This window comes from Rhodopseudomonas sp. AAP120, assembly GCF_001295845.1.
Classification (GTDB): domain Bacteria; phylum Pseudomonadota; class Alphaproteobacteria; order Rhizobiales; family Xanthobacteraceae; genus Rhodopseudomonas.
Genome location: NZ_LJIC01000059.1, coordinates 16,343 through 33,702 on the forward strand (window position 1 = coordinate 16,343; position 17,360 = coordinate 33,702).

Here is a 17,360-nt window from a genome sequence, read left to right on the forward strand (position 1 = left end):
ACCGCGCGGAGGGAACTCACATCGTCGCTACCTGCTCCTGCCATCCACCGGAGTCATCTTCAGGGCGGCGAGGTCGATGCCGTCGATGCAGGCGACGTTGAGGGCGATGACTTCGCTGCCGTCGGGCTTGCTACCGCGCGCGAATACTTCGACGCCGCACTCGGCGCAGAGCTGATGGCTGATCGCTCGCTGGTTGAACAGATACTCCTTCAGGCTGTCCTGCCCGGCGCGGAGCTGAAAACTGTGCGGCGGGAGGAAGGTGAAATGCAGGCCCCGCTTGGTGCAGATCGAGCAGTTGCAGGCCGTGACCATCGCCAGGTCGGTGGTGCATTCGAACCGCACCAGGCCGCAATGGCAGCCGCCGGTGCAGACTTTCAGTCCGCTCATGGTGTCGTCCCGCCTGTCGATTGTTTGCGTGGACCGTTCTACCAGAACGACGGCCGCTGGTGATAGCGGACGAATCGGGGGAACCAAGTTGCGGATATGAAAAGCCCCGCGCAAGGCGGGGCTGGTCATCGGCATTCGGAGGCGACCAGGCTCAGGCGAGCTGATCGACCCGTGTGCCTTGGCCGGGCGGCAGCGCCGCCTTGACCGGCTGCGTCGTCGTCGAATCGTCCTTGTCCTTCGGCGGGGGCGGCGGAGGCGGTGGGCTGGCCTCGACGGTCGGCTTCGAGACGGGCGTCGACGACACGCTCGAAATGCTACTCATCATCGATCCTCGTAGGTTTGCGAGTGTCACCGACAACTCCCGGCGAGATCGTGCGCCAGTTACAAATGGCTTCGATCGTGCCCGTCATCGGATGACGGCAGCATCGCGCCAGCCGGTGAACTTTGCGCGCAGCGGCGAGGTCGGATTTGCTTCAAATGCCGCGCTTGGGAGGCGGCGTTCGGCTCCTCCGCGGGCGGCGCGCAGACCGCGCCGCGCGTGCCTATTCGCTCTTGTCGCGCGACACCGCGATCGACGACTCGGTCTTGCCGCGGATGCAGCGCATGTCCAGCCGACGGTAGCGCGATTTGACGTCGTTGCCGCGCAGCAGGCCGACGCGGCCGAAGCAGCGTTTCACGCCGCGCAGCGTATCGGCCTTGGGGATCGTGAACACGATCGCCGACGCGCTCGCGATCAGCTCCTGAAATTCCGCCGATGGCTTGCGCGTCGAGGCGATGCCGAACACCTCGTTCTTCACCGTCCGACTTGGGCAGCCCAGCCGGAGCGATTTTGCCGCCGGATGCGACAGGTAGATCACGTTCGCCACGGTCTTGCCGATGCCGATCCCGTCGATCTGTGACTTGAGCTGTTGCGCGAGGTCGTCGCAGCGATCGGCGCGGGCGGGGGAGGCGGCGAGAAGAACCCCGAGAGCAACAGCCCCGGCAAAGCTACCCGTCTGGACAAGGCGGCCGCACGTTCGGCGCAACGAAGGATCCGACAGGGCAAGCATCGATGTTCCTCCGCACGGGCCGCGACCAGAGGACCTCATAGTGAAGCGCGCCTCGAATGCAAGCGGCGGTTTTCCGCCAGAAGGCACGCCGACCTCTGTCCTGATCGCCGTCTCGTTCGGGGGTCGATGGCCCGCACTGCCGCGGCAGGGCAGCAACGGTAGCCGCCCGCGCCCAGCCTGAACAAACGCCGCCCAGGCTGGGCCTGCGGTCGTTACTGCGGGACTAGGCGGCAGCGGCCGTTATGGGCCTTGGACACCATCGCGGCTTGGCGGAGGCAGTCGTTGGCGTACGTCTTGCCGTCGCAGCCGCACACTGGACGCAGAATACGCGGGCATACCTGGGGCACTCTCGCGCAGTGCCCCGTCGCCCCGATGAGACCGCAGGTTCCGACGTGGTGGTCGCAGAAGTGGCCAGGACCACAGAAGCCGCCCAGGAAGGGGCCGCAAAGCTGCGGAGCTGCCGCCTGGGCCGCGGCGGACGGCAGCGCCAGGATTGCAAGGGCAGCGAGTACGAAAAGCGATTTCGACTTCATCTGTGCCTCCTAGATGGACCGGCACGCACCGGGCTGGCTACGCACCGGTAGAAAAACACAACCATAGGTTACATCAATACGGGAACTTTTGCAATGTATGGCCGCAACGCGGAAGCATGTCTTTGCCAAATCCATCGCCGGTCCCGCACTTCCCATCGCGCAAAAACCGCTTAGAACGTTTCCATCGCTGCGCCGTCCGCAACACGAGAGCTCTCATGAACGCACCCACCCCCGTCCCGTCCGCCGCCACCCCCGTTCCGCCCTATAAGCACACGCCGCTGTTTCCGCTGGGGACGGACACCACGCCGTATCGCAAGATCAGCAGCGACGGCGTGCGGGTGGAGAAGGTGCTCGGCCGGGACATGCTGGTGGTCGAGCGCGAGGCGCTGCGGGCGCTGTCCGAGGCCGCGTTCGGCGACATCAATCATTATCTGCGTCCGGGCCATCTCGCGCAGCTGCGCAAGATCCTCGACGACAACGAGGCCAGCCCGAACGATAAGTTCGTGGCGCTCGATTTCCTGAAGAACGCCAACATCGCCGCCGGCGGGGTGTTGCCGATGTGCCAGGACACCGGCACGGCGATCATCATGGGCAAGAAGGGCTGCAACGTCATCACCGCGGGTGACGACGAGGCGGCGTTGAGCGAAGGCGCGCGCGACGCTTATCTGCGCCGCAACCTGCGCTATTCGCAGGTCGCGCCGCTGACCATGTATGAAGAGAAGAACACCGCCAACAACATGCCGGCGCAGTGCGAGATCTACGCCGAGGGCGATGACGCCTACAAGTTCCTGTTCATGGCCAAGGGCGGCGGCTCGGCCAACAAGAGCTTCCTGTTCCAGGCGACGCCGTCGGTGCTCACCAAGGATCGGCTGCTCGCCTTCTTGAAGGAAAAGGTGCTGACACTCGGCACCGCGGCGTGCCCGCCCTATCACCTTGCCATCGTGATCGGCGGCACCTCGGCCGAGCTGTGCATGAAGACGGTGAAGCTCGCCTCCGCGCGCTATCTCGACGCGCTGCCAACGCAGGGCTCGGCGGATGGCAATGCCTTCCGCGACCTGGAGATGGAGCAGGAAATCCACAAGATGACGCAAAGCCTGGGAGTGGGTGCGCAGTTCGGCGGCAAGTATTTCTGCCACGACGTCCGCGTCATCCGTCTGCCGCGCCACGGCGCGTCGCTGCCGATCGGACTCGGCGTGTCGTGCTCGGCCGACCGCCAGGTGCTCGGCAAGATCACCAAGGACGGCGTGTATCTCGAGGAACTCGAGCACAATCCGGCGCAGTATCTGCCGGAGGTCGAGCAGACGCTCGGTGGCGAGGTGGTGAAGATCGACCTCAACCAGCCGATGAAGGATGTCCTCGCGAAGCTGACGCAATATCCGACCAAGACCCGGCTGTCGCTGACCGGCACCATGATCGTGGCGCGCGACGCTGCTCATGCCAAGCTGCGCGAGCGCCTCGACAAGGGCGAGCCGCTGCCGGACTACTTCAAGAACCATCCGGTGTACTACGCCGGCCCGGCCAAGACCCCGGACGGATACGCCTCGGGTGCGTTCGGCCCGACGACCGCTGGGCGCATGGACTCGTTCGTCGATCAGTTCCAGGCGGCCGGCGGCTCGATGGTGATGGTCGCCAAGGGCAACCGCGCGCCGGCGGTGCGCGAAGCCTGCAAGAAATACGGCGGCTTCTATCTCGGCTCGATCGGCGGCGCGGCGGCGAACCTTGCCGAGCACTGCATCAAGAAGGTCGAAGTGCTGGAGTATCCCGAGCTCGGCATGGAGGCGATCTGGAAGATCGACGTGGTTGACTTCCCGGCCTTCATCATCGTCGACGACAAGGGCAACGACTTCTTCAAGGAGTTGAATTTGGGCTGAGGGTTCTCGACGCGAGCCGGTGGCGCGCACCGTTTCTGCGCGCCGGCCCGCACTCCGTCATTCCGGGGCGCTCACGAAGTGAGCGAACCCGGAACCCCGAGATTGGGGCGGACGGGTGGACAGCCTCATGGTGAGGAGGCGCGTAGCGCCGTCTCGAACCATGAGCCGCAGGCACTTGTGGCTCTCATCCTTCGAGACGCCCGGCTTCGCCGTGCTCCTCAGGTTGAGGACTCAGTACCTTTGGGCTGCTCGAATTGTTTCAATCAGACGATGAACCGCTCTAGCGCTTCAACACGTATTCCAGCGGGGAGCCGTTCTCCGGCCCGTCGAACATCACCAGCACCCGCAACGGACCGCTGTCGTCGTCCTGCAGCACCAGTAAGGTCTCGGCCTTCGCACCTTTGCCCGCGCTCGAGATGTCCAACTCGGCAAGCTTCTGTAGTTCGCCGTCATCGCCCCACAAGGAAATCGCGGGCTTGACCGCCTGGTCGTTGACGGGGCCGGACAGCACCAGCAGTCCGTTACGCACCTTGGCGAGATCGCGGATGCCGGTGTGCTTGCCGAGCTTGAGATGGTGCGACCTGGCGTGCAGCGGCTTGTCGTCGGTGAAGATCGCATCGCGGTCTACCGAGATGACGAAGGCGCGTTTGTCCAGGGACGGACCGCGCAGGCCGAAATAGATCCGGCCGTTGCGTACCGCCAGGCCTTCGATGTTGATGCCGCCTTCCTCGAGCGGCTTGTCGTATTTGCCGGCCGTCGGCGGCAGGGTCTTCAACACGCCGCGCAGCCGGCTCGTCGTTTCGAGACCTTTGACGTCTTCCTCGGAGACGAAGTCCGGCTGACGCGTGTGCTCGTCGACGGGATAGCGGAACAGCGTGTAACTCGCCGGGTTCTCGGCCTCCGGGTGATGACGCGGCCGGCCGTGCGAGCCGGTGACGTAGAAGTAGCCGTCATCGTACGCCGCGGCTTCGGCGTCCGGATCGCCGTCGATGTCTTCCGGCATCAGCCGGACCACGCGGGCAGGCCGCAGCGTGGTGCCGTCGATGGTGAAGGTCTGGGCGTATTTCTTGTCGTCATTGACGATCACGCAGGAGCTCAGCGGCGGCGAGGTCGGGGCGCATGCGGCGCCGCTGAGATTGATCCTGGCTTTTTTGGTCTTGGCGAAGTCCTCGCTGACGGTCCATTTCGGCTCCGGCTGCAACAAGTCGCGGGCCGCGGCCGGCTGGAAGGGACCGAGGAAAGCAATTCCGGCCAGGCCAAGCGTGGCCGAAGCGATCAGAGCGAGACGGGATCGGTCAAACATTCTGGGCGAAATAAGCGTGCTCATCACTGCCTCTCCGGAAGCTGAGCCGTCAAATCAGTCGATCAAATCGTCGGTTCGAAGTGATCGGCGCCTTGCTGCCGATCGCCGTCGCGGAATGAAGCAGGACGCGTAGTCAAATATGCGGAGCGAGCGTCAGTCTGTGAGTTGCGTCCGGCCTCTGTCAATAAAAACCACGCGACCGCGTCTGGCGCGCTCGCGTGGCGATAACGTTGCGCCTGCATCCGCGGGCGCCAAAGCCTTGATTAGGCCCGCTTTCCCGTGAACGGGAAGGAGCCCATCGGGCCGATGCCCATTTCGCCCGAGATGTCGTCGCCGCTCACCTTGCCGGTGTAGGTCAGCGTCAGCGGCATCGGGTTAGTGATGTCGAGCTTCCAAGTCACATCGTCGCCGTTCACGGTGCCGTCGAAGATCTCGCCCGAATCACCATCGGCGGATTGCGTGCCGGTCAGCGTGGCGCCGTCGGCTTTCAGCGTCAGGTCGGCCTGCCGCTCACCCATCGGCGTGCTCATGGTGATCTTCCAGTTTCCGTCGACTGCCATCTGTTTCTCCCTTGAGCCGGCCATGGGACACGGCCGGCGAACCTGCTTTAAAGCGTTTTCGCGCGAAGTGGAATTCGGCCCCGCCGAAGATAACGCGCGCCTTCAGAAAAATACCAACCCGCTTTCAGGATAATTCAGAACCGCGATCCCGCCAGTAGGGCAGGATGGCGCAGCATGATCCGCCGCCGCTCTGAACCCTCCGCGCTTCTACGGATACAGATACCAGTGGTGCAGGGTCGATCAGGTGATAGGATGTTGCTCGGAGGACGCCCCGAGGTTCACCGCAAATGGTGGAGACTCGACATGCGGATGTCATTCTGGCGAGCCCTGATCGGGGCTGCCGTGCTGGCCCTGGTTGCGCTACCGGGCGCGGCGCTCGCTCAATACGAAGTGCTCACCGAGCAGACCACGACTGTCCTGACGGCGACGGCGGACCCGGCCGTTCCGGGGCGCGTGAGTTTGCGCGCGGAGATCGGCACGGCTTTCGGCAGCGGTGTGCCTGAAGGCCGCATCACCTTCCTCGACATGGGCACGCTGCGGGTGCTGGGCTGGAGCAGCGTCGCGCAGCCGCAGATCACCATCGAGGGGCTGGCTCCGGGGAGGCACGTCCTCCGAGCGGATTACAGCGGCAGCGCCGTGCATCTGCCGCTGATCGTGTTGCCGAGCCATTCGGTCGAAGTTCCGATCGACATCCTGATGCAACCGCAACTGGTCTTGTCCTCGTCGAACGACCTGATTGCGCCGGGCGATGTCGTGACGCTCGCGGTGACAGTGAACGGCCCCGCCGGGGTGCCGACCGGGAGCGTGACGTTTCGCGATGGCGACGAGGTGATCGCCGCGCATGTGCGGCTCGATCACGCCGGCGCCGCGGCCTTCACAACCTCGGCGCTGCCGCCTGGCTACCGCAGCATCGTCGCCGCCTATGAGGGGGACGGGCGCTATGCGGCGGCGGCGACGCGGATCGAGCAGCGGGTGACGTCGCCCGTCGCATTCATCACGCCCCAGCTATGAGCGAAGCTTGGCCTATTCGGCCATCGAGACGGCCGCAGCCGCCTCGCCGCGGCGCCGGCTGCGGATCGCCAGCCGAAACACGAGATACTGCGTGGCGACCGCCGCCACTTTGACGGCGGGGGCAATGACCATCACGTAGAAGGTCCAGGTCTTGATATCGCCGGTCATCGCCGCGGCGATCACGCCGGCACCGAGCGCAATCATCAAGATGGCCCAGAAATATCCCGACACTCGTACGTAGTCCGGGATCGTCGTCGCCACCACGGGTGGCACGTAGCGCAGCATCCAATCCCGCCGCAGCATGATGGCGCCGACCGCGATGTGGCCGATGCTGGGCTTGATCAGAACGAACCGCGGGTCGTTGGTCAGCAGCGTCGCGCCGCCGAGCACGATCACCATCGCCAGGCTGGCATAAGCCATGACATCGAGCCGAAAGCCCTTGATGCGCGCGTAGGCGAACTGGCCGACGGCGCCGATCACCGCCACCACGGTGGCGAGGGCGACGTTGCCGGTCGAAAAATACAGCACCACGAAGATGATGGTGGAGAAGAAGTCGTTGCCGAGCTTGGAGAACACGGCCTTCATCGGATTTCCTCTCGGCCCTAGCCGCGCCACCGGCTGCGTTATGCCCGTGACCACGGCGAAATACTGCGCGCTGCGCTGGGTGAAGTAAACCGCGCGCGAGCGCGGGGAAGGTGCGCAACGCCTTCCGTCCGGCGGAAGTTCCATGGGCATTGCGGCGCTGCCGGGGCGGCCGGTGGCTGCCGGGGTGAGGCTAGAGCGATTCTCGGACCGGCGCCGCGCAAAATCGTTTCCATCTGTTTCGTCTGTCCCGCCGGGCGGCGCGCGGAACGGCTTTGGCGAGCTTCGCGGGGGGAGAAGCCCGCCGACATTCCCGGCACCGGCTTCGGCCAGAATTCTCCCGCTGACGGCGCCAAGCTGGGGAAGGCTGGTCCTTGGGGCAGGAAACCTCTGCCCATCGGGGCAGAAACGATCTAGAAGGCCCGCTTACATCCCTTTTTGCCAGTGCCGAACACCATGCCGAATCTGTCGAATAAGCCCTATCGCATCGGCCGCTCCAAGACGGGCCTCGGCCTGTTCGCCACCCAGCCGATCAAGAAGGGCAGCAAGATCATCCGCTATTTCGGGCCGATGCTCGACTGCAACAAGAAGAAGGACGACGCAGTCGAGAACAAGTATCTGTTCCAGATCAGCAAGCGCTGGACCGTGGACGGCTCGGTGCGCAAGAACGTCGCGCGCTACATCAACCACTCCTGCAAGCCGAACGCGGAGTCGGACGTCAGCGTCAAGAAGCGCAAGATCATCATCCGGGCGATCAAGAACATCGAGCCGGGCGAGGAGATCAACTACGACTACGGCACCGAGTACTTCAAAGAATATCTGAAGCCGATCGGCTGCAAATGCGACGCCTGCGAGAAGAAGCGCCAGAAGAAGGCCGCGGAGGCCCGCGCTGACAAGGCCAAGCAGAAGGCTGGCGGGAAGGCCGACAAGGCAAAGACCAAGGACAAAGCCAAGTCCAACGTTAAGGCCGCTCCGAAGGCCGCCAAGACGAAGGCAAGCAAGGTGAGCGCTGCCAAGGCCGCGACAAAGTCCAAGACTGCCAAGTCGGCAAAGGCCGGGGGCAAAGTCTCGAAGGCGAAGACAAAAGCGGCCAAGGCGAAATCCAAGACCGGCAAGACCAAGACCGGCAAGAACGCCGCGTAGTTCGGCCGGTCCACGCTCGAGACCTCTCAGCCAAAAAATCCTCCGTCATGCCCGGGATCGTCCTGGGCATCCACGCCTTACGCAGTTGCGACGTCAAAAAAATCGGATGGCCGGGTCAAGTCTCTCCCCGTCATTGCGAGGAGCGAAGCGACGAAGCAATCCAGCGTGGTAATTGACGCATGGATTGCTTCGCTTCGCTCGCAATGACGGAGCCGTTTGGCTCGCAATGATGGTTACGCCATCACCGCCGCCTCGCTCCGCCGCAGCCCGACGTACTGTAACTCCGCGAACACGCCGACCGTAATCGCCTGGATGGCCACGAACGCGATCCCGAGCGCATTCGGAGCGACCGCGCCGCTGAGCAGCAGGGCAACACTGGCGAGCGTCCACAGAGCGTTGCCGATGATCACCAGCAGCACCAGCGAGCGCTGCAGCGCGCCGCGGCTGCCGAGCCAGCCGACGAAGGCCGCGTAGGCGATCAGGAACAGGCCGGTTTCCAGCAGCAGCGCCTGCGGCAGCGCCAGCAGTGGCGCCAGCGCGCTCGCGCCGGTGACGAGCAGCAGCGCCATGGCGCCGCTGACCAGCGCGTCGGCCTGGAGCGCACGGCGGAGCAGCAAGGACGGATGGATCATGGTGGTCTCCTTCGGTTCGATGGGCGATGACCGGACGGTGCACGGGCCCGCTGCCGAAATCGATTACCTCGCAGGTCATGGAAGCGGTTCAGGCTGCGTGCTAGCTTTTCGGCCATGAACACGACGATTTCCTCGGCTCAGGCTTCGGCCGGCGCGCAGCCGGTCCGCATCGGTGATTACTTGCGGCAATGGCGGCAGCGCCGCCGGCTCAGCCAACTCGATCTCGCGCTCGACGCGGAGATTTCCGCACGGCACCTGTCCTTCCTCGAGACCGGCCGCGCAGCGCCGTCACGCGACATGGTGATGCGGCTCGCCGAGCGGCTCGACGTGCCGCTGCGCGAACGCAACGTGCTGCTGGTCGCCGCGGGCTTCGCACCGGCGTTTCCGCAGCGGACGCTGGACGATCCGGCGCTCGCCGCCGCGCGCGTCGCGGTCGATCAGGTTCTGAAAGCGCACGAGCCCAATCCGGCGCTGGCGGTCGACCGGCACTGGAACGTGGTTGCCGCCAACCGCATGGTGACGCCGATGCTCGACGGCGTCGCGCCGTGGCTGCTGGCGCCGCCGCTCAACGTGCTGCGGCTGTCGTTCCACCCGGACGGCCTTGCGGCGCGCACCGCCAATCTCGGCGAATGGTGTGCGCATCTGCTGGAGCGGCTGCACCGGCAATGCGAGGCGACGGCCGATCCCAAGCTGCTCGAACTGTATCAGGAGCTGAAAACCTATCCGGTGCCGGCGCGCACGGCGCCGATCGCGCCCGACGCGGTGGCGGTGCCGTTCCGGCTGCGGCTGGGCGACGACACGCTCAGCTTCATCTCGACCACCATGGTGTTCGGCACGCCGGTCGACGTCACGCTGTCCGAGATCGCGATCGAGACGTTTTTCCCCGCGGACGATGCCACCACGGCCAGGCTGCGCCGCATCGCTGCAGCCCTGTAGTGCCTTGCGGCTGCTTGCCGCACGCCCATCTGTATGGGAGGCTCGGGCAGGGAACAACACAAGGAGGCGCCGATGAGCGCGCTGAAGCCGCTGAAGATCGATGTCGTCTCCGACGTGGTTTGCCCGTGGTGCTATATCGGCAAGAAGCGGATCGAGCAGGCACTGGCGCTCGCGCCCGACGTGCCGGTCGACCTCACCTTCCGGCCGTTCTTCCTGAACCCGTCGGTGCCGCGCGAAGGCATCGAGCGCGATGAGTATCTGACACAGAAATTCGGCTCGCCGGAGCGCTATAAAGAGCTCGCCAGCCGTGTCGTCGATGCCGCCGCGCAGGAGGGGCTGGAGTATCATCCAGATCTCGTGAAGCGGCAGCCCAACACGATCGACTGCCACCGCCTGATCCACTGGGCCGACGCCATTGGCCAAGGCCCGGCGATGAAGCAGCGGCTGATGGAATTGTACTTCCGCGACGGGGGTGATCTCACCGATATCAATGTACTGGTAAAGGCCGCGGCCGAGATCGGACTCGATGCCGATGACGTGCGCGCCAAGCTGGCCACCGATGTCGATGTCGACCTGATCGCCGGTCAGGCCAACGAGGCGGCCGAAAAGGGCATCTCCGGCGTACCGACCTTCGTGTTCGCGCAGAAATACGCGGTGTCGGGCGCGCAGGATCCGGCGCAGCTCGCCAAGGCGATCCGTCACATTTCGGCAGAGATCAACGCGCAGGCGGCGGAATAATCAACGCTTCAACAGCTGCTTCGCCCGCTGGCGCAGCGCTTCGCGGCCGCGCAGCGCCAGCGTGATCGGCCCGAACAGCGGATCGCGCGGACGGAGTGGGATCAGCACGTCGCCGACCGCAAATCGGCCGCGCCAGATCGGGTCGATCATCGGGTGATCGGGCGCGGCGGTGGAGTCGACCAGCTTGATCGCCGGGTCGGCGCACAGATGCCGCGTCAGCTCCAGCGTCAGCAGCACGCCGGGCGATAAGCGCGCGTGTTGTTCGGCGATGCCGAGTTTGAAGAAGTAAGCGCGGTCGCCATGCCGCAGCACGATGCCGGCGGCGATCGCCTCGTCGCCCGCTCGGAGCTGTACGATCTCGCAGGCGCCGCGTGCGGCGAGGGCGACGGCCGCCTCGCGCAGCCGCGCCGCCAGCTCCGGCCGGTGCAGCAGCGCGGTGCCGCGGCGGCCCTTCCAGCCGCTGGCCTCCAGCGCCAGAAACACATCGTAGGCCCGGGCGACATCCTCCGGCGTCTGCGCCAGGCTGAAGCGCACCTCGCCATGATCGCCGAGCCGGCGCATCAGCCGGCGATACTCCTTGAGCCGCTTGCCGCCGAGCGCATCGCGCAGCAGCTCCTCGCTGTCGCGGGTCGCGTCGAGGCACGCGCGCGACCAGCCGCGTAGCAGCACCGGCTTCAGCCCTTCGGCCTGCGCAGCGCGGGACAGCATCTGCATCGCCTCGCCGTCGCGCGCGACGTCGCGCAGCAGCAGCGCCCGGGCGCCGGTTGCGCGCGCCTGCGCCAGCAATGACGTGGCGGCTTGCAGCCCATCCTCGCGGTCGAGCAGCGGCGTATCCAGCGAACGGAACGGATCGGCGGAGACCAGCACCGGCAGCGGCAGCCGGAAGGCATGCCAGCAGGACAGCACCGGCAGCAGGCCGGTGAGCTGGCCACTCGAATCGTATGCCATCAGCGCGTGCGTGACGCTGCGGCCGCGGTCGTCGCCATTCGCCGCCAGCGTCCATTCCGGCAGGTAGTAGCCGTTGGGCTCCACCACACGGCCGGCAAGGTCGCGCCAGGCCTGCGCATCGAGTGCGGTGATCGACGGCAGGAGATGGGGCACCGCGTTGTGCGACGCGCTGCGTGGTACCGGCGTTCCCTGTGAAATATCCACCACGTCGGCTTCCTGCATGTTCTGACGGCTTTGGCGGAGCCGCCGTGTCGCGCGGAAGGTACCGGACACAGTGTTCGATCGCGTAAGCGGCGGTTCTGATTTGCCCGATAATGTTAACCCAGTCTTACCCGCGCTGGTTGTTGGCGGCGCCGCGCACTGCTTGGGGCGTGGCGTCCAATTGCCACGGGCGTGAACCGCTTGGATGACCCGGCAGACCAAGCAGCGGGACGTCGAGCGGAAGGAGAGCCGATGGTGAGGGCGATGCTGTGGAACGCGGCTTTGGCTGCGGCGCTGATGCTGGGCGCGGAGGCCGCATGGGCCGAGAGCCGCGTTGCGCTGGTGGTCGGGCAATCGGCCTATCGGGCGGTGCCGGCGCTGCCCAATCCCGCCAACGATGCGAAAGCGGTCGAGAAGCTGCTCGGTGAAGCGGGCTTCGAGGTGACCGCCGCCAACGACCTGACCCAGACCGAGCTGCGCCAGTTGGTCGGCGACTTCGCCGCCAAGATCGCCGCCAAGGGGCCGGACACCGTGGCGCTGGTGTTTTACGCCGGCCACGGCATCCAGGTCGACGGCGAGAACTATCTGATCCCGGTCGATATCGACCCCAAGCGCGAAACCGATATTCCGCTGCAGGCGGTGCGACTAGACGACGTGCTCAACACGCTGACCTCGGTGCCTACCCGAAGCCGCATCATCATGCTGGATGCCTGCCGCAACAATCCGTTCCCCGAGATCCGCAAGACCACCGGCCAGGGGCTGGCACTGGTCGATACCAAGACCGGCTCGCCCGGCACTTTCGTATCGTTCTCGACGTCGCCCGGTGCCGAAGCCGAGGACGGCGGTGGTGCCAACAGCCCCTACACGACGGCGCTGCTGAAAGCCGGGCGGGAAAGCGGGCTGCAGATCGAGGACACCTTCAAGCGCGTGCGGCTGGCGGTCAACAAGGCCACCGAGGGCCGGCAGACGCCGTGGGACTCCTCGTCACTGGTCGACGATTTTCGCTTCTTCGGAGCGATAGAGGCTGCCGCGCAGCCCGCTGCGCAGCCCGAGAAGAAGCGCACGGTCGAGGAATGGCGCAGCCTGCTGAAAGGCAAGAAGGTCGAGGAAGCCAACGAACTGATCGTCGCGGACGGCTCGGTCGACGCCTATGAGGCGTTCGTCTCGCTGTTCGCCGAACCGCCGCTCGGCACCCAGGCGAAGCGCTGGCTGGATCGGCACAAGCGGATGCTGGCGTGGAACAAGGCCGTGCTGGCCAATACGGCGTCCGCCTACAAGGCGTTTCTCGATCAGTATCCCGACAGCGATCTGACCGTCACCGCCAGAAAGCTGGAGCTGCGGCTGCGCAACAAGCCGGAGGTCGCGGTCGCCGTTCCCGTGGCGACGTCGCTTAGTCCGACGCCCGTCGCGGCGCTGACGCCGGCCTCCGGCGCGACCTGTCCCTGCGGCACGCCGCCGGCGATCGAGAAGAAAGCCGAGAAAAAATCCGAGAAGCCGAAGCGTGCCGAGCGCGAGGAGACGCCGAAGCGGGCGGCATCCAAACCGTCGCGCGGGCGGGTGTACTACGAGGACGATGTCGACGACGTGGTGGTCGTGCGGCGTCCGCCCGATTACTACGATGCGCCGCGCGGCCCGACGATCTCGATCGGCGGCGGCTATCGCGGCGGCGGCATCGGGCCGCGCGGGCCGATCGGAGGAAATATCGGCGGGCGGGGCAGCCGTTACTAATCGGGCGTCCGCTGAGACGACCAGCCGATCGATTACTCGAAGGCGACACCGACGCGCTGGGCGCTACTCCAGATCGGCCGGCAGCGATGCATCACCCGGTCGCTCTCGATCACGAGCATGAAGTGCTCGGGCAAGCGCACCGGCCCCTCGACGTCGATCCGCGCGCCGCCGTCTGACAGGTTGCGCACCGTGCAGTCGAAGCCGCCGCCGTTGAAGGCAATCGTGCCGCGTTTGTAGACCCGCTGGCGGGGCGATCCTCGTCGCTCGATCATCGTTGTCTTCCATGGCCCCTGTGAGCCAGACCAGTTTCCCACAGGGAACTTAGGAAAAGTTTGATGCGATTGCGGGCGAAAAGCGGCGCCTATTCAGCTGATGTTTACCAACTCCGCAATCGTCGTTGCGATCGATTTTCAATCGCAGCAGCCTGTCCGCATCGTGAAATTGAGTTCCATTCGGAGATCAAAGGGTGAGGCGGAATGCGCGCTTATTGCGGTGCAAACCCGGACGTCGGCGTCGTCACGGCGGCAGAGACGACTCTCGCGAAGTAGTCGGCGTCACAGCATCGCGAACGCGCTCGCGACCATTGCCACCGGCTTGCGGTCGGTGGCGCTGAGCAGCGTCACGCGGCCGAAACTCATGGTGCGGCCGAGCCGGACCACGCGGGCCTCGGCGAGCACGTCGCTGGACGCCACGGCTTTGAGGAAATGGGTGGTTTGATCGACCGTAGTCATCGGCCGGAAGCCGCGGTTGGCCGCAAGGATCGCGAACACCATCGCGGTGTCGGCGAGGGCCATCAACGCCTGGCCGCAGACGATGCCGCCGCTGCGGCACAGTTTCTCGGAAAACCCCATCCGCAGCGTCGCGCCTGGCTGCCAATCCGCCGCAGCGCCGGGCGGCGGGTCGGTTTCGATCGCCTCGACCGACAGCCCGAGATCGAGCACCCACGGCGCAAACACTTCGCCGAGCGTGCGCCGCGCCTGGTCGAGGTCGAATTCAACCGCCTGCGAGTTTTCCGCCATGTCGTCTCTCCCTGTTCGCGTTTCCGGACGTTGCCGGCCGTGTCGATCGCACGGATCGCGTGTGATTTGCCGCATCGGAGCCGATTCTGTGCGGCTTGAAAACGCCACGGTCGATCCCTTAAGGTTCGGCCGGTTTGGTAGGGTGGCGTATGGGCAAGCGTTCGATACTCGTGTTCGGTGTCGTCGCCGCGGCGATTCTTCTCAATGGTTGTACCCGCTGCGGTCCGATCTGGGAGGATTGGATGCAGTCGCCAAAGTCTTGCAGGTCCGATCGCCTGTGACGGCGGCGTCAGCCTGCCGTAACAAGGGGAAGTGACATGAAGGTACTGCTTGGCGCAGCGGTGTTGGTTTGTTTGATGGGGCCGGTGGCGGCGATTGCCCAAGAGGCGCCGCACGTCAATCTTGTTCCCGAAATCCAGCACAAATCGCCTGAGGAAAAGGCCCAGGATGCGATCCGCGAAAAAGCTTATCGCGACTCGCTACGCAAGATTCCGGACGCGAAGGCCCCGAACGATCCTTGGGGCGATGTGCGTAGCAGTGAAACGACTCCGAAGACTGCGACTACGAAGTCGAAGAAGTCCGGACAGGCCACGAACTAATTTCAGCGGGTAACTGCGGCCAGCTTCGAATAGCGTGGTCAAAACGGCACAGATTTTTCTTGGAAATTGATGTTGATGGACCGTCGCGGCGAATGTTTCGCCGCGCGACTATCGACGCCTTGTGGGCGGAGGTCGTGTTTCGCGATTGCAGGATAACACGTGAATTCTCTCGATGTGGCGTTCGATCCAACGGCGTTTCTGAGCAGCGCGGGACCGGGCCGAACAATCCAGCAATTCCGCAAGCACCAGAGCATCTTTGCGCAAGGCGACAAAGCCGACAGCGTGCTTTACTTGCAGCAAGGTCGCATCAAGCTCGTGGTGATGTCGGAGCAGGGCAAGGAAGGCGTCGTCGCGATCCTCGACGCCGGACAGTTCTTCGGCGAGAGCGCGCTGATCGGACGGCGACGGTTATCGACCGCCGTCGCGCTCGAGGACTGCATCGTCACCACGCTGACCGGTCCGATGCTGATTACCACCATGCAGCGCGAACCCGGCATGTGCGAGTTCTTCATGACGCACCTGCTCAAGCGCAACTGCCGGGTGGAAGAGGATCTGATCGATCAGCTGTTCAATTCCAGCGAGAAGCGCTTGGCGCGGCTGTTACTTCTGCTCGCTGATTTCGGCGAAGGTGATACCGCGAAGTCGCTGCCGGTCGATATCAGTCAGGAGACGCTGGCCGAGATGATCGGGACGACGCGGTCGCGCGTCAGTCACTTCATGAACAAATTCCGCAAGCTCGGCTTCATCAACTACAACGGCCACATCGAAGTCTATCCGTCGCTGCGTAGTACCGTTTTGCCGGACAAGGCGCGGGTGCCGGAGGGCGACGTCCGCCGCTCCGACTAGCGCCGTCGCATTGTCGCCGGCCGGGGCTGTGATCCGGAATTAGCGCCGGTGGCGCGGAGCATGGCCGCGCTCAAACCGAACAGGCGTGCCAAGAGGCTCGAACGAGATCGCACGAGCGGAGAGGTCAGCGCCTGCCGGCCGCGTCCGCAATTTCCCCGGGCGCGAGGACAGCACGGCGAGCCTCAGCTCTTGTCGCCCAGCAGCTTGCCGTCGACGCGATTGACGAAGTGGACTTGGGTGCAAGCCGGACAGCGGATCAGTTCGAACGTGGTCGCTGTCGGAGGGGTGATTTCCTCAGCAACCCAGGCCTGAACCTTCATGGCAGTTCGCGGGCATTTGTAAATCACATGAGGCATCAGGGCCGGAGCTCTCCGGGAATTTTCTGGACCATTGCCGGCCCGACCCCTTCGCCTTTTGATCTAGATCAACAGTAGTAATATTCTACCCAAGAACTCTCGCGAATTCCATGGTCTTCTTAATCTGGTACATACGCACGGTAGCTGAATGCAGTGCGATGCCGCCTGCACGTTGCGGCGGCATCGCCAGATCGAGGGCCCTATTGCCGGGCGCAGCTGACGACGATGCTGCTGGAGGTCGGACCGCAACGAGCCGTCAGCACTCCGCGCTCGACCGTGATGGTGTCGCTGAAGCGGGCCGAGGAACTGCCGACGCACAGCGCCGACACCAGCGTTTCTCCGCTGTCGCAACTGGTCGGGCAGCCGTTGGAGACGCAACTCGTCGACGTCACGGTGCGGATGCTGGAGGCCGAGACGCCGTCCTTGCCGGGCGGGCCGGGAGGTCCGGCCGGGCCTTCGGGACCCTGCTCGCCGCGCGGGCCCGGGGACCCCTGACCCAGGTCGCATCCCCCCATCGCGACGGCCGCGGCCATCAGCACGATCAAAGTCCCGAGACGCATATGTCCACTCCCCTCTGACGATTGGCCCGCGCCCCCGCGAGAGCGGGGCGCACAACATCCGCTGTCCGACGGCGCCCGCACAGGTCGCCTCGGGCGAAGCAACGCTCCGGCGCTCGGGATCGTAGGTCGCAACCGGGACGCAAACGTTGCGATGGCGCAAGAGTATGGGCGAGGCGGGAAGCACGACCTTGGGACCACGCCCTCGTCATCTCGGTGGCGCTACCTTCAGCGCGCCTGTCGCCCGGAATCAAAGAGCCCCGAACGAGGCCATGTTCGGGGCTCCCGTCAGCGTCGGAACTCCCCACCTCTAGAAAGCTCGGCATTGACGGCGCGTAAGCTATCGAGCGAGCTCGGGGCC

General features: G+C 65.1%; 21 protein-coding genes. 8 read left to right on the forward strand and 13 right to left on the reverse strand.

The window, feature by feature from the left end; translation table 11 throughout:
• Window positions 1–27 precede the first annotated feature (27 nt).
• The 4 genes from IP86_RS10015 to IP86_RS10025 all read right to left on the reverse strand — a co-directional run bounded on the left by IP86_RS10015 (window position 28) and on the right by IP86_RS10025 (window position 1,969).
• Entirely contained in the window at window positions 28–387 is a 360-nt protein-coding gene (locus IP86_RS10015) for a GFA family protein (protein ID WP_054162377.1), read from the reverse strand.
• Between the two features lie 151 nt (window positions 388–538).
• Complete coding sequence (locus IP86_RS29050; RefSeq protein WP_197279742.1) at window positions 539–709, reverse strand: hypothetical protein; 171 nt, start codon at window positions 707–709, stop codon at window positions 539–541.
• A gap of 220 nt (window positions 710–929) precedes the next feature.
• Entirely contained in the window at window positions 930–1,436 is a 507-nt protein-coding gene (locus tag IP86_RS10020) for a hypothetical protein (protein WP_054162378.1), read from the reverse strand.
• A gap of 212 nt (window positions 1,437–1,648) precedes the next feature.
• Window positions 1,649–1,969 (reverse strand): Kazal-type serine protease inhibitor family protein, encoded by a 321-nt coding sequence (locus IP86_RS10025; RefSeq protein ID WP_054162379.1) that lies wholly within the window; start codon window positions 1,967–1,969, stop codon window positions 1,649–1,651.
• A 215-nt stretch (window positions 1,970–2,184) separates the two neighbouring features.
• Between IP86_RS10025 and IP86_RS10030 the strand changes: the two genes are divergently transcribed.
• Window positions 2,185–3,840 (forward strand): fumarate hydratase, encoded by a 1,656-nt coding sequence (locus tag IP86_RS10030; RefSeq protein WP_054162380.1) that lies wholly within the window; start codon window positions 2,185–2,187, stop codon window positions 3,838–3,840.
• 280 nt (window positions 3,841–4,120) lie between these two features.
• Here IP86_RS10030 and IP86_RS10035 read toward each other — a convergent pair whose 3' ends face one another.
• Both IP86_RS10035 and IP86_RS10040 read right to left on the reverse strand, forming a co-directional pair.
• Window positions 4,121–5,167, reverse strand: a complete 1,047-nt coding sequence (locus IP86_RS10035; protein WP_082363917.1) for a DUF3616 domain-containing protein — start codon at window positions 5,165–5,167, stop codon at window positions 4,121–4,123.
• Window positions 5,168–5,406: 239 nt separating this feature from the next.
• On the reverse strand, window positions 5,407–5,703 hold the full coding sequence (locus IP86_RS10040; protein WP_054162382.1) for a hypothetical protein: 297 nt from the start codon (window positions 5,701–5,703) through the stop codon (window positions 5,407–5,409).
• A 303-nt stretch (window positions 5,704–6,006) separates the two neighbouring features.
• Here IP86_RS10040 and IP86_RS10045 point away from each other — a divergent pair, with 303 nt between their 5' ends.
• Complete coding sequence (locus IP86_RS10045; RefSeq protein ID WP_054162383.1) at window positions 6,007–6,714, forward strand: Ig-like domain-containing protein; 708 nt, start codon at window positions 6,007–6,009, stop codon at window positions 6,712–6,714.
• Window positions 6,715–6,726: 12 nt separating this feature from the next.
• Here the strand turns inward: IP86_RS10045 and IP86_RS10050 are convergent, their stop codons facing one another.
• Complete coding sequence (locus IP86_RS10050; protein WP_054162384.1) at window positions 6,727–7,299, reverse strand: inner membrane-spanning protein YciB; 573 nt, start codon at window positions 7,297–7,299, stop codon at window positions 6,727–6,729.
• Window positions 7,300–7,752: 453 nt separating this feature from the next.
• Here IP86_RS10050 and IP86_RS10055 point away from each other — a divergent pair, with 453 nt between their 5' ends.
• Window positions 7,753–8,439 (forward strand): SET domain-containing protein, encoded by a 687-nt coding sequence (locus tag IP86_RS10055; RefSeq protein ID WP_054162459.1) that lies wholly within the window; start codon window positions 7,753–7,755, stop codon window positions 8,437–8,439.
• 233 nt (window positions 8,440–8,672) lie between these two features.
• Here IP86_RS10055 and IP86_RS10060 read toward each other — a convergent pair whose 3' ends face one another.
• Window positions 8,673–9,071 carry a hypothetical protein gene (locus IP86_RS10060; protein WP_054162385.1) on the reverse strand — a complete coding sequence of 133 codons (399 nt, stop codon included), beginning with the start codon at window positions 9,069–9,071 and terminating at the stop codon, window positions 8,673–8,675.
• Window positions 9,072–9,185: 114 nt separating this feature from the next.
• Between IP86_RS10060 and IP86_RS10065 the strand changes: the two genes are divergently transcribed.
• Both IP86_RS10065 and IP86_RS10070 read left to right on the forward strand, forming a co-directional pair.
• On the forward strand, window positions 9,186–10,007 hold the full coding sequence (locus IP86_RS10065) for a helix-turn-helix transcriptional regulator (RefSeq protein ID WP_054162386.1): 822 nt from the start codon (window positions 9,186–9,188) through the stop codon (window positions 10,005–10,007).
• 72 nt (window positions 10,008–10,079) lie between these two features.
• Complete coding sequence (locus IP86_RS10070) at window positions 10,080–10,745, forward strand: DsbA family oxidoreductase (RefSeq protein ID WP_054162387.1); 666 nt, start codon at window positions 10,080–10,082, stop codon at window positions 10,743–10,745.
• Here the strand turns inward: IP86_RS10070 and IP86_RS10075 are convergent, their stop codons facing one another.
• Window positions 10,746–11,915, reverse strand: coding sequence for a GNAT family N-acetyltransferase (locus IP86_RS10075; protein WP_082363919.1), 1,170 nt, complete (start codon window positions 11,913–11,915; stop codon window positions 10,746–10,748).
• A 231-nt stretch (window positions 11,916–12,146) separates the two neighbouring features.
• Here IP86_RS10075 and IP86_RS10080 point away from each other — a divergent pair, with 231 nt between their 5' ends.
• Window positions 12,147–13,622 carry a caspase family protein gene (locus tag IP86_RS10080; protein ID WP_054162388.1) on the forward strand — a complete coding sequence of 492 codons (1,476 nt, stop codon included), beginning with the start codon at window positions 12,147–12,149 and terminating at the stop codon, window positions 13,620–13,622.
• Window positions 13,623–13,654: 32 nt separating this feature from the next.
• Here the strand turns inward: IP86_RS10080 and IP86_RS10085 are convergent, their stop codons facing one another.
• Both IP86_RS10085 and IP86_RS10090 read right to left on the reverse strand, forming a co-directional pair.
• The gene (locus tag IP86_RS10085; RefSeq protein ID WP_054162389.1) at window positions 13,655–13,894 is read right to left on the reverse strand and encodes a PilZ domain-containing protein; all 240 of its coding nucleotides are present in this window, start codon (window positions 13,892–13,894) and stop codon (window positions 13,655–13,657) included.
• 282 nt (window positions 13,895–14,176) lie between these two features.
• Window positions 14,177–14,641: a PaaI family thioesterase gene (locus tag IP86_RS10090; protein WP_054162390.1), complete on the reverse strand. Its 465-nt coding sequence runs from the start codon at window positions 14,639–14,641 to the stop codon at window positions 14,177–14,179.
• Window positions 14,642–14,958: 317 nt separating this feature from the next.
• Here IP86_RS10090 and IP86_RS10095 point away from each other — a divergent pair, with 317 nt between their 5' ends.
• On the forward strand, window positions 14,959–15,240 hold the full coding sequence (locus IP86_RS10095; RefSeq protein WP_054162391.1) for a hypothetical protein: 282 nt from the start codon (window positions 14,959–14,961) through the stop codon (window positions 15,238–15,240).
• A gap of 159 nt (window positions 15,241–15,399) precedes the next feature.
• Window positions 15,400–16,086 carry a Crp/Fnr family transcriptional regulator gene (locus IP86_RS10100; RefSeq protein WP_054162392.1) on the forward strand — a complete coding sequence of 229 codons (687 nt, stop codon included), beginning with the start codon at window positions 15,400–15,402 and terminating at the stop codon, window positions 16,084–16,086.
• Window positions 16,087–16,268: 182 nt separating this feature from the next.
• Here the strand turns inward: IP86_RS10100 and IP86_RS29055 are convergent, their stop codons facing one another.
• Both IP86_RS29055 and IP86_RS28020 read right to left on the reverse strand, forming a co-directional pair.
• A complete protein-coding gene (locus tag IP86_RS29055; protein WP_197279750.1) occupies window positions 16,269–16,406 on the reverse strand; it encodes a hypothetical protein in 138 nt (45 codons plus the stop codon).
• A 236-nt stretch (window positions 16,407–16,642) separates the two neighbouring features.
• The gene (locus IP86_RS28020) at window positions 16,643–17,002 is read right to left on the reverse strand and encodes a hypothetical protein (RefSeq protein ID WP_082363921.1); all 360 of its coding nucleotides are present in this window, start codon (window positions 17,000–17,002) and stop codon (window positions 16,643–16,645) included.
• Between the last annotated feature and the right edge of the window lie 358 nt (window positions 17,003–17,360).

Bases quoted from the DNA above. Each gene is read 5' to 3' on its own strand.
- IP86_RS10090 (WP_054162390.1), bottom strand. From the start codon at position 14,641: ATGGCGGAAAACTCGCAGGCGGTTGAATTCGACCTCGACCAGGCGCGG.
- IP86_RS10095 (WP_054162391.1), top strand. From the start codon at position 14,959: ATGAAGGTACTGCTTGGCGCAGCGGTGTTGGTTTGTTTGATGGGGCCG.
- IP86_RS10060 (WP_054162385.1), bottom strand. From the start codon at position 9,071: ATGATCCATCCGTCCTTGCTGCTCCGCCGTGCGCTCCAGGCCGACGCG.
- IP86_RS10080 (WP_054162388.1), top strand. From the start codon at position 12,147: ATGGTGAGGGCGATGCTGTGGAACGCGGCTTTGGCTGCGGCGCTGATG.
- IP86_RS10075 (WP_082363919.1), bottom strand. From the start codon at position 11,915: ATGCAGGAAGCCGACGTGGTGGATATTTCACAGGGAACGCCGGTACCA.
- IP86_RS10025 (WP_054162379.1), bottom strand. From the start codon at position 1,969: ATGAAGTCGAAATCGCTTTTCGTACTCGCTGCCCTTGCAATCCTGGCG.
- IP86_RS28020 (WP_082363921.1), bottom strand. From the start codon at position 17,002: ATGCGTCTCGGGACTTTGATCGTGCTGATGGCCGCGGCCGTCGCGATG.
- IP86_RS10040 (WP_054162382.1), bottom strand. From the start codon at position 5,703: ATGGCAGTCGACGGAAACTGGAAGATCACCATGAGCACGCCGATGGGT.
- IP86_RS10055 (WP_054162459.1), top strand. From the start codon at position 7,753: ATGCCGAATCTGTCGAATAAGCCCTATCGCATCGGCCGCTCCAAGACG.
- IP86_RS10030 (WP_054162380.1), top strand. From the start codon at position 2,185: ATGAACGCACCCACCCCCGTCCCGTCCGCCGCCACCCCCGTTCCGCCC.
- IP86_RS10065 (WP_054162386.1), top strand. From the start codon at position 9,186: ATGAACACGACGATTTCCTCGGCTCAGGCTTCGGCCGGCGCGCAGCCG.
- IP86_RS10020 (WP_054162378.1), bottom strand. From the start codon at position 1,436: ATGCTTGCCCTGTCGGATCCTTCGTTGCGCCGAACGTGCGGCCGCCTT.
- IP86_RS29050 (WP_197279742.1), bottom strand. From the start codon at position 709: ATGAGTAGCATTTCGAGCGTGTCGTCGACGCCCGTCTCGAAGCCGACC.
- IP86_RS10045 (WP_054162383.1), top strand. From the start codon at position 6,007: ATGCGGATGTCATTCTGGCGAGCCCTGATCGGGGCTGCCGTGCTGGCC.
- IP86_RS10085 (WP_054162389.1), bottom strand. From the start codon at position 13,894: ATGATCGAGCGACGAGGATCGCCCCGCCAGCGGGTCTACAAACGCGGC.
- IP86_RS10035 (WP_082363917.1), bottom strand. From the start codon at position 5,167: ATGAGCACGCTTATTTCGCCCAGAATGTTTGACCGATCCCGTCTCGCT.
- IP86_RS29055 (WP_197279750.1), bottom strand. From the start codon at position 16,406: ATGAAGGTTCAGGCCTGGGTTGCTGAGGAAATCACCCCTCCGACAGCG.
- IP86_RS10015 (WP_054162377.1), bottom strand. From the start codon at position 387: ATGAGCGGACTGAAAGTCTGCACCGGCGGCTGCCATTGCGGCCTGGTG.
- IP86_RS10070 (WP_054162387.1), top strand. From the start codon at position 10,080: ATGAGCGCGCTGAAGCCGCTGAAGATCGATGTCGTCTCCGACGTGGTT.
- IP86_RS10050 (WP_054162384.1), bottom strand. From the start codon at position 7,299: ATGAAGGCCGTGTTCTCCAAGCTCGGCAACGACTTCTTCTCCACCATC.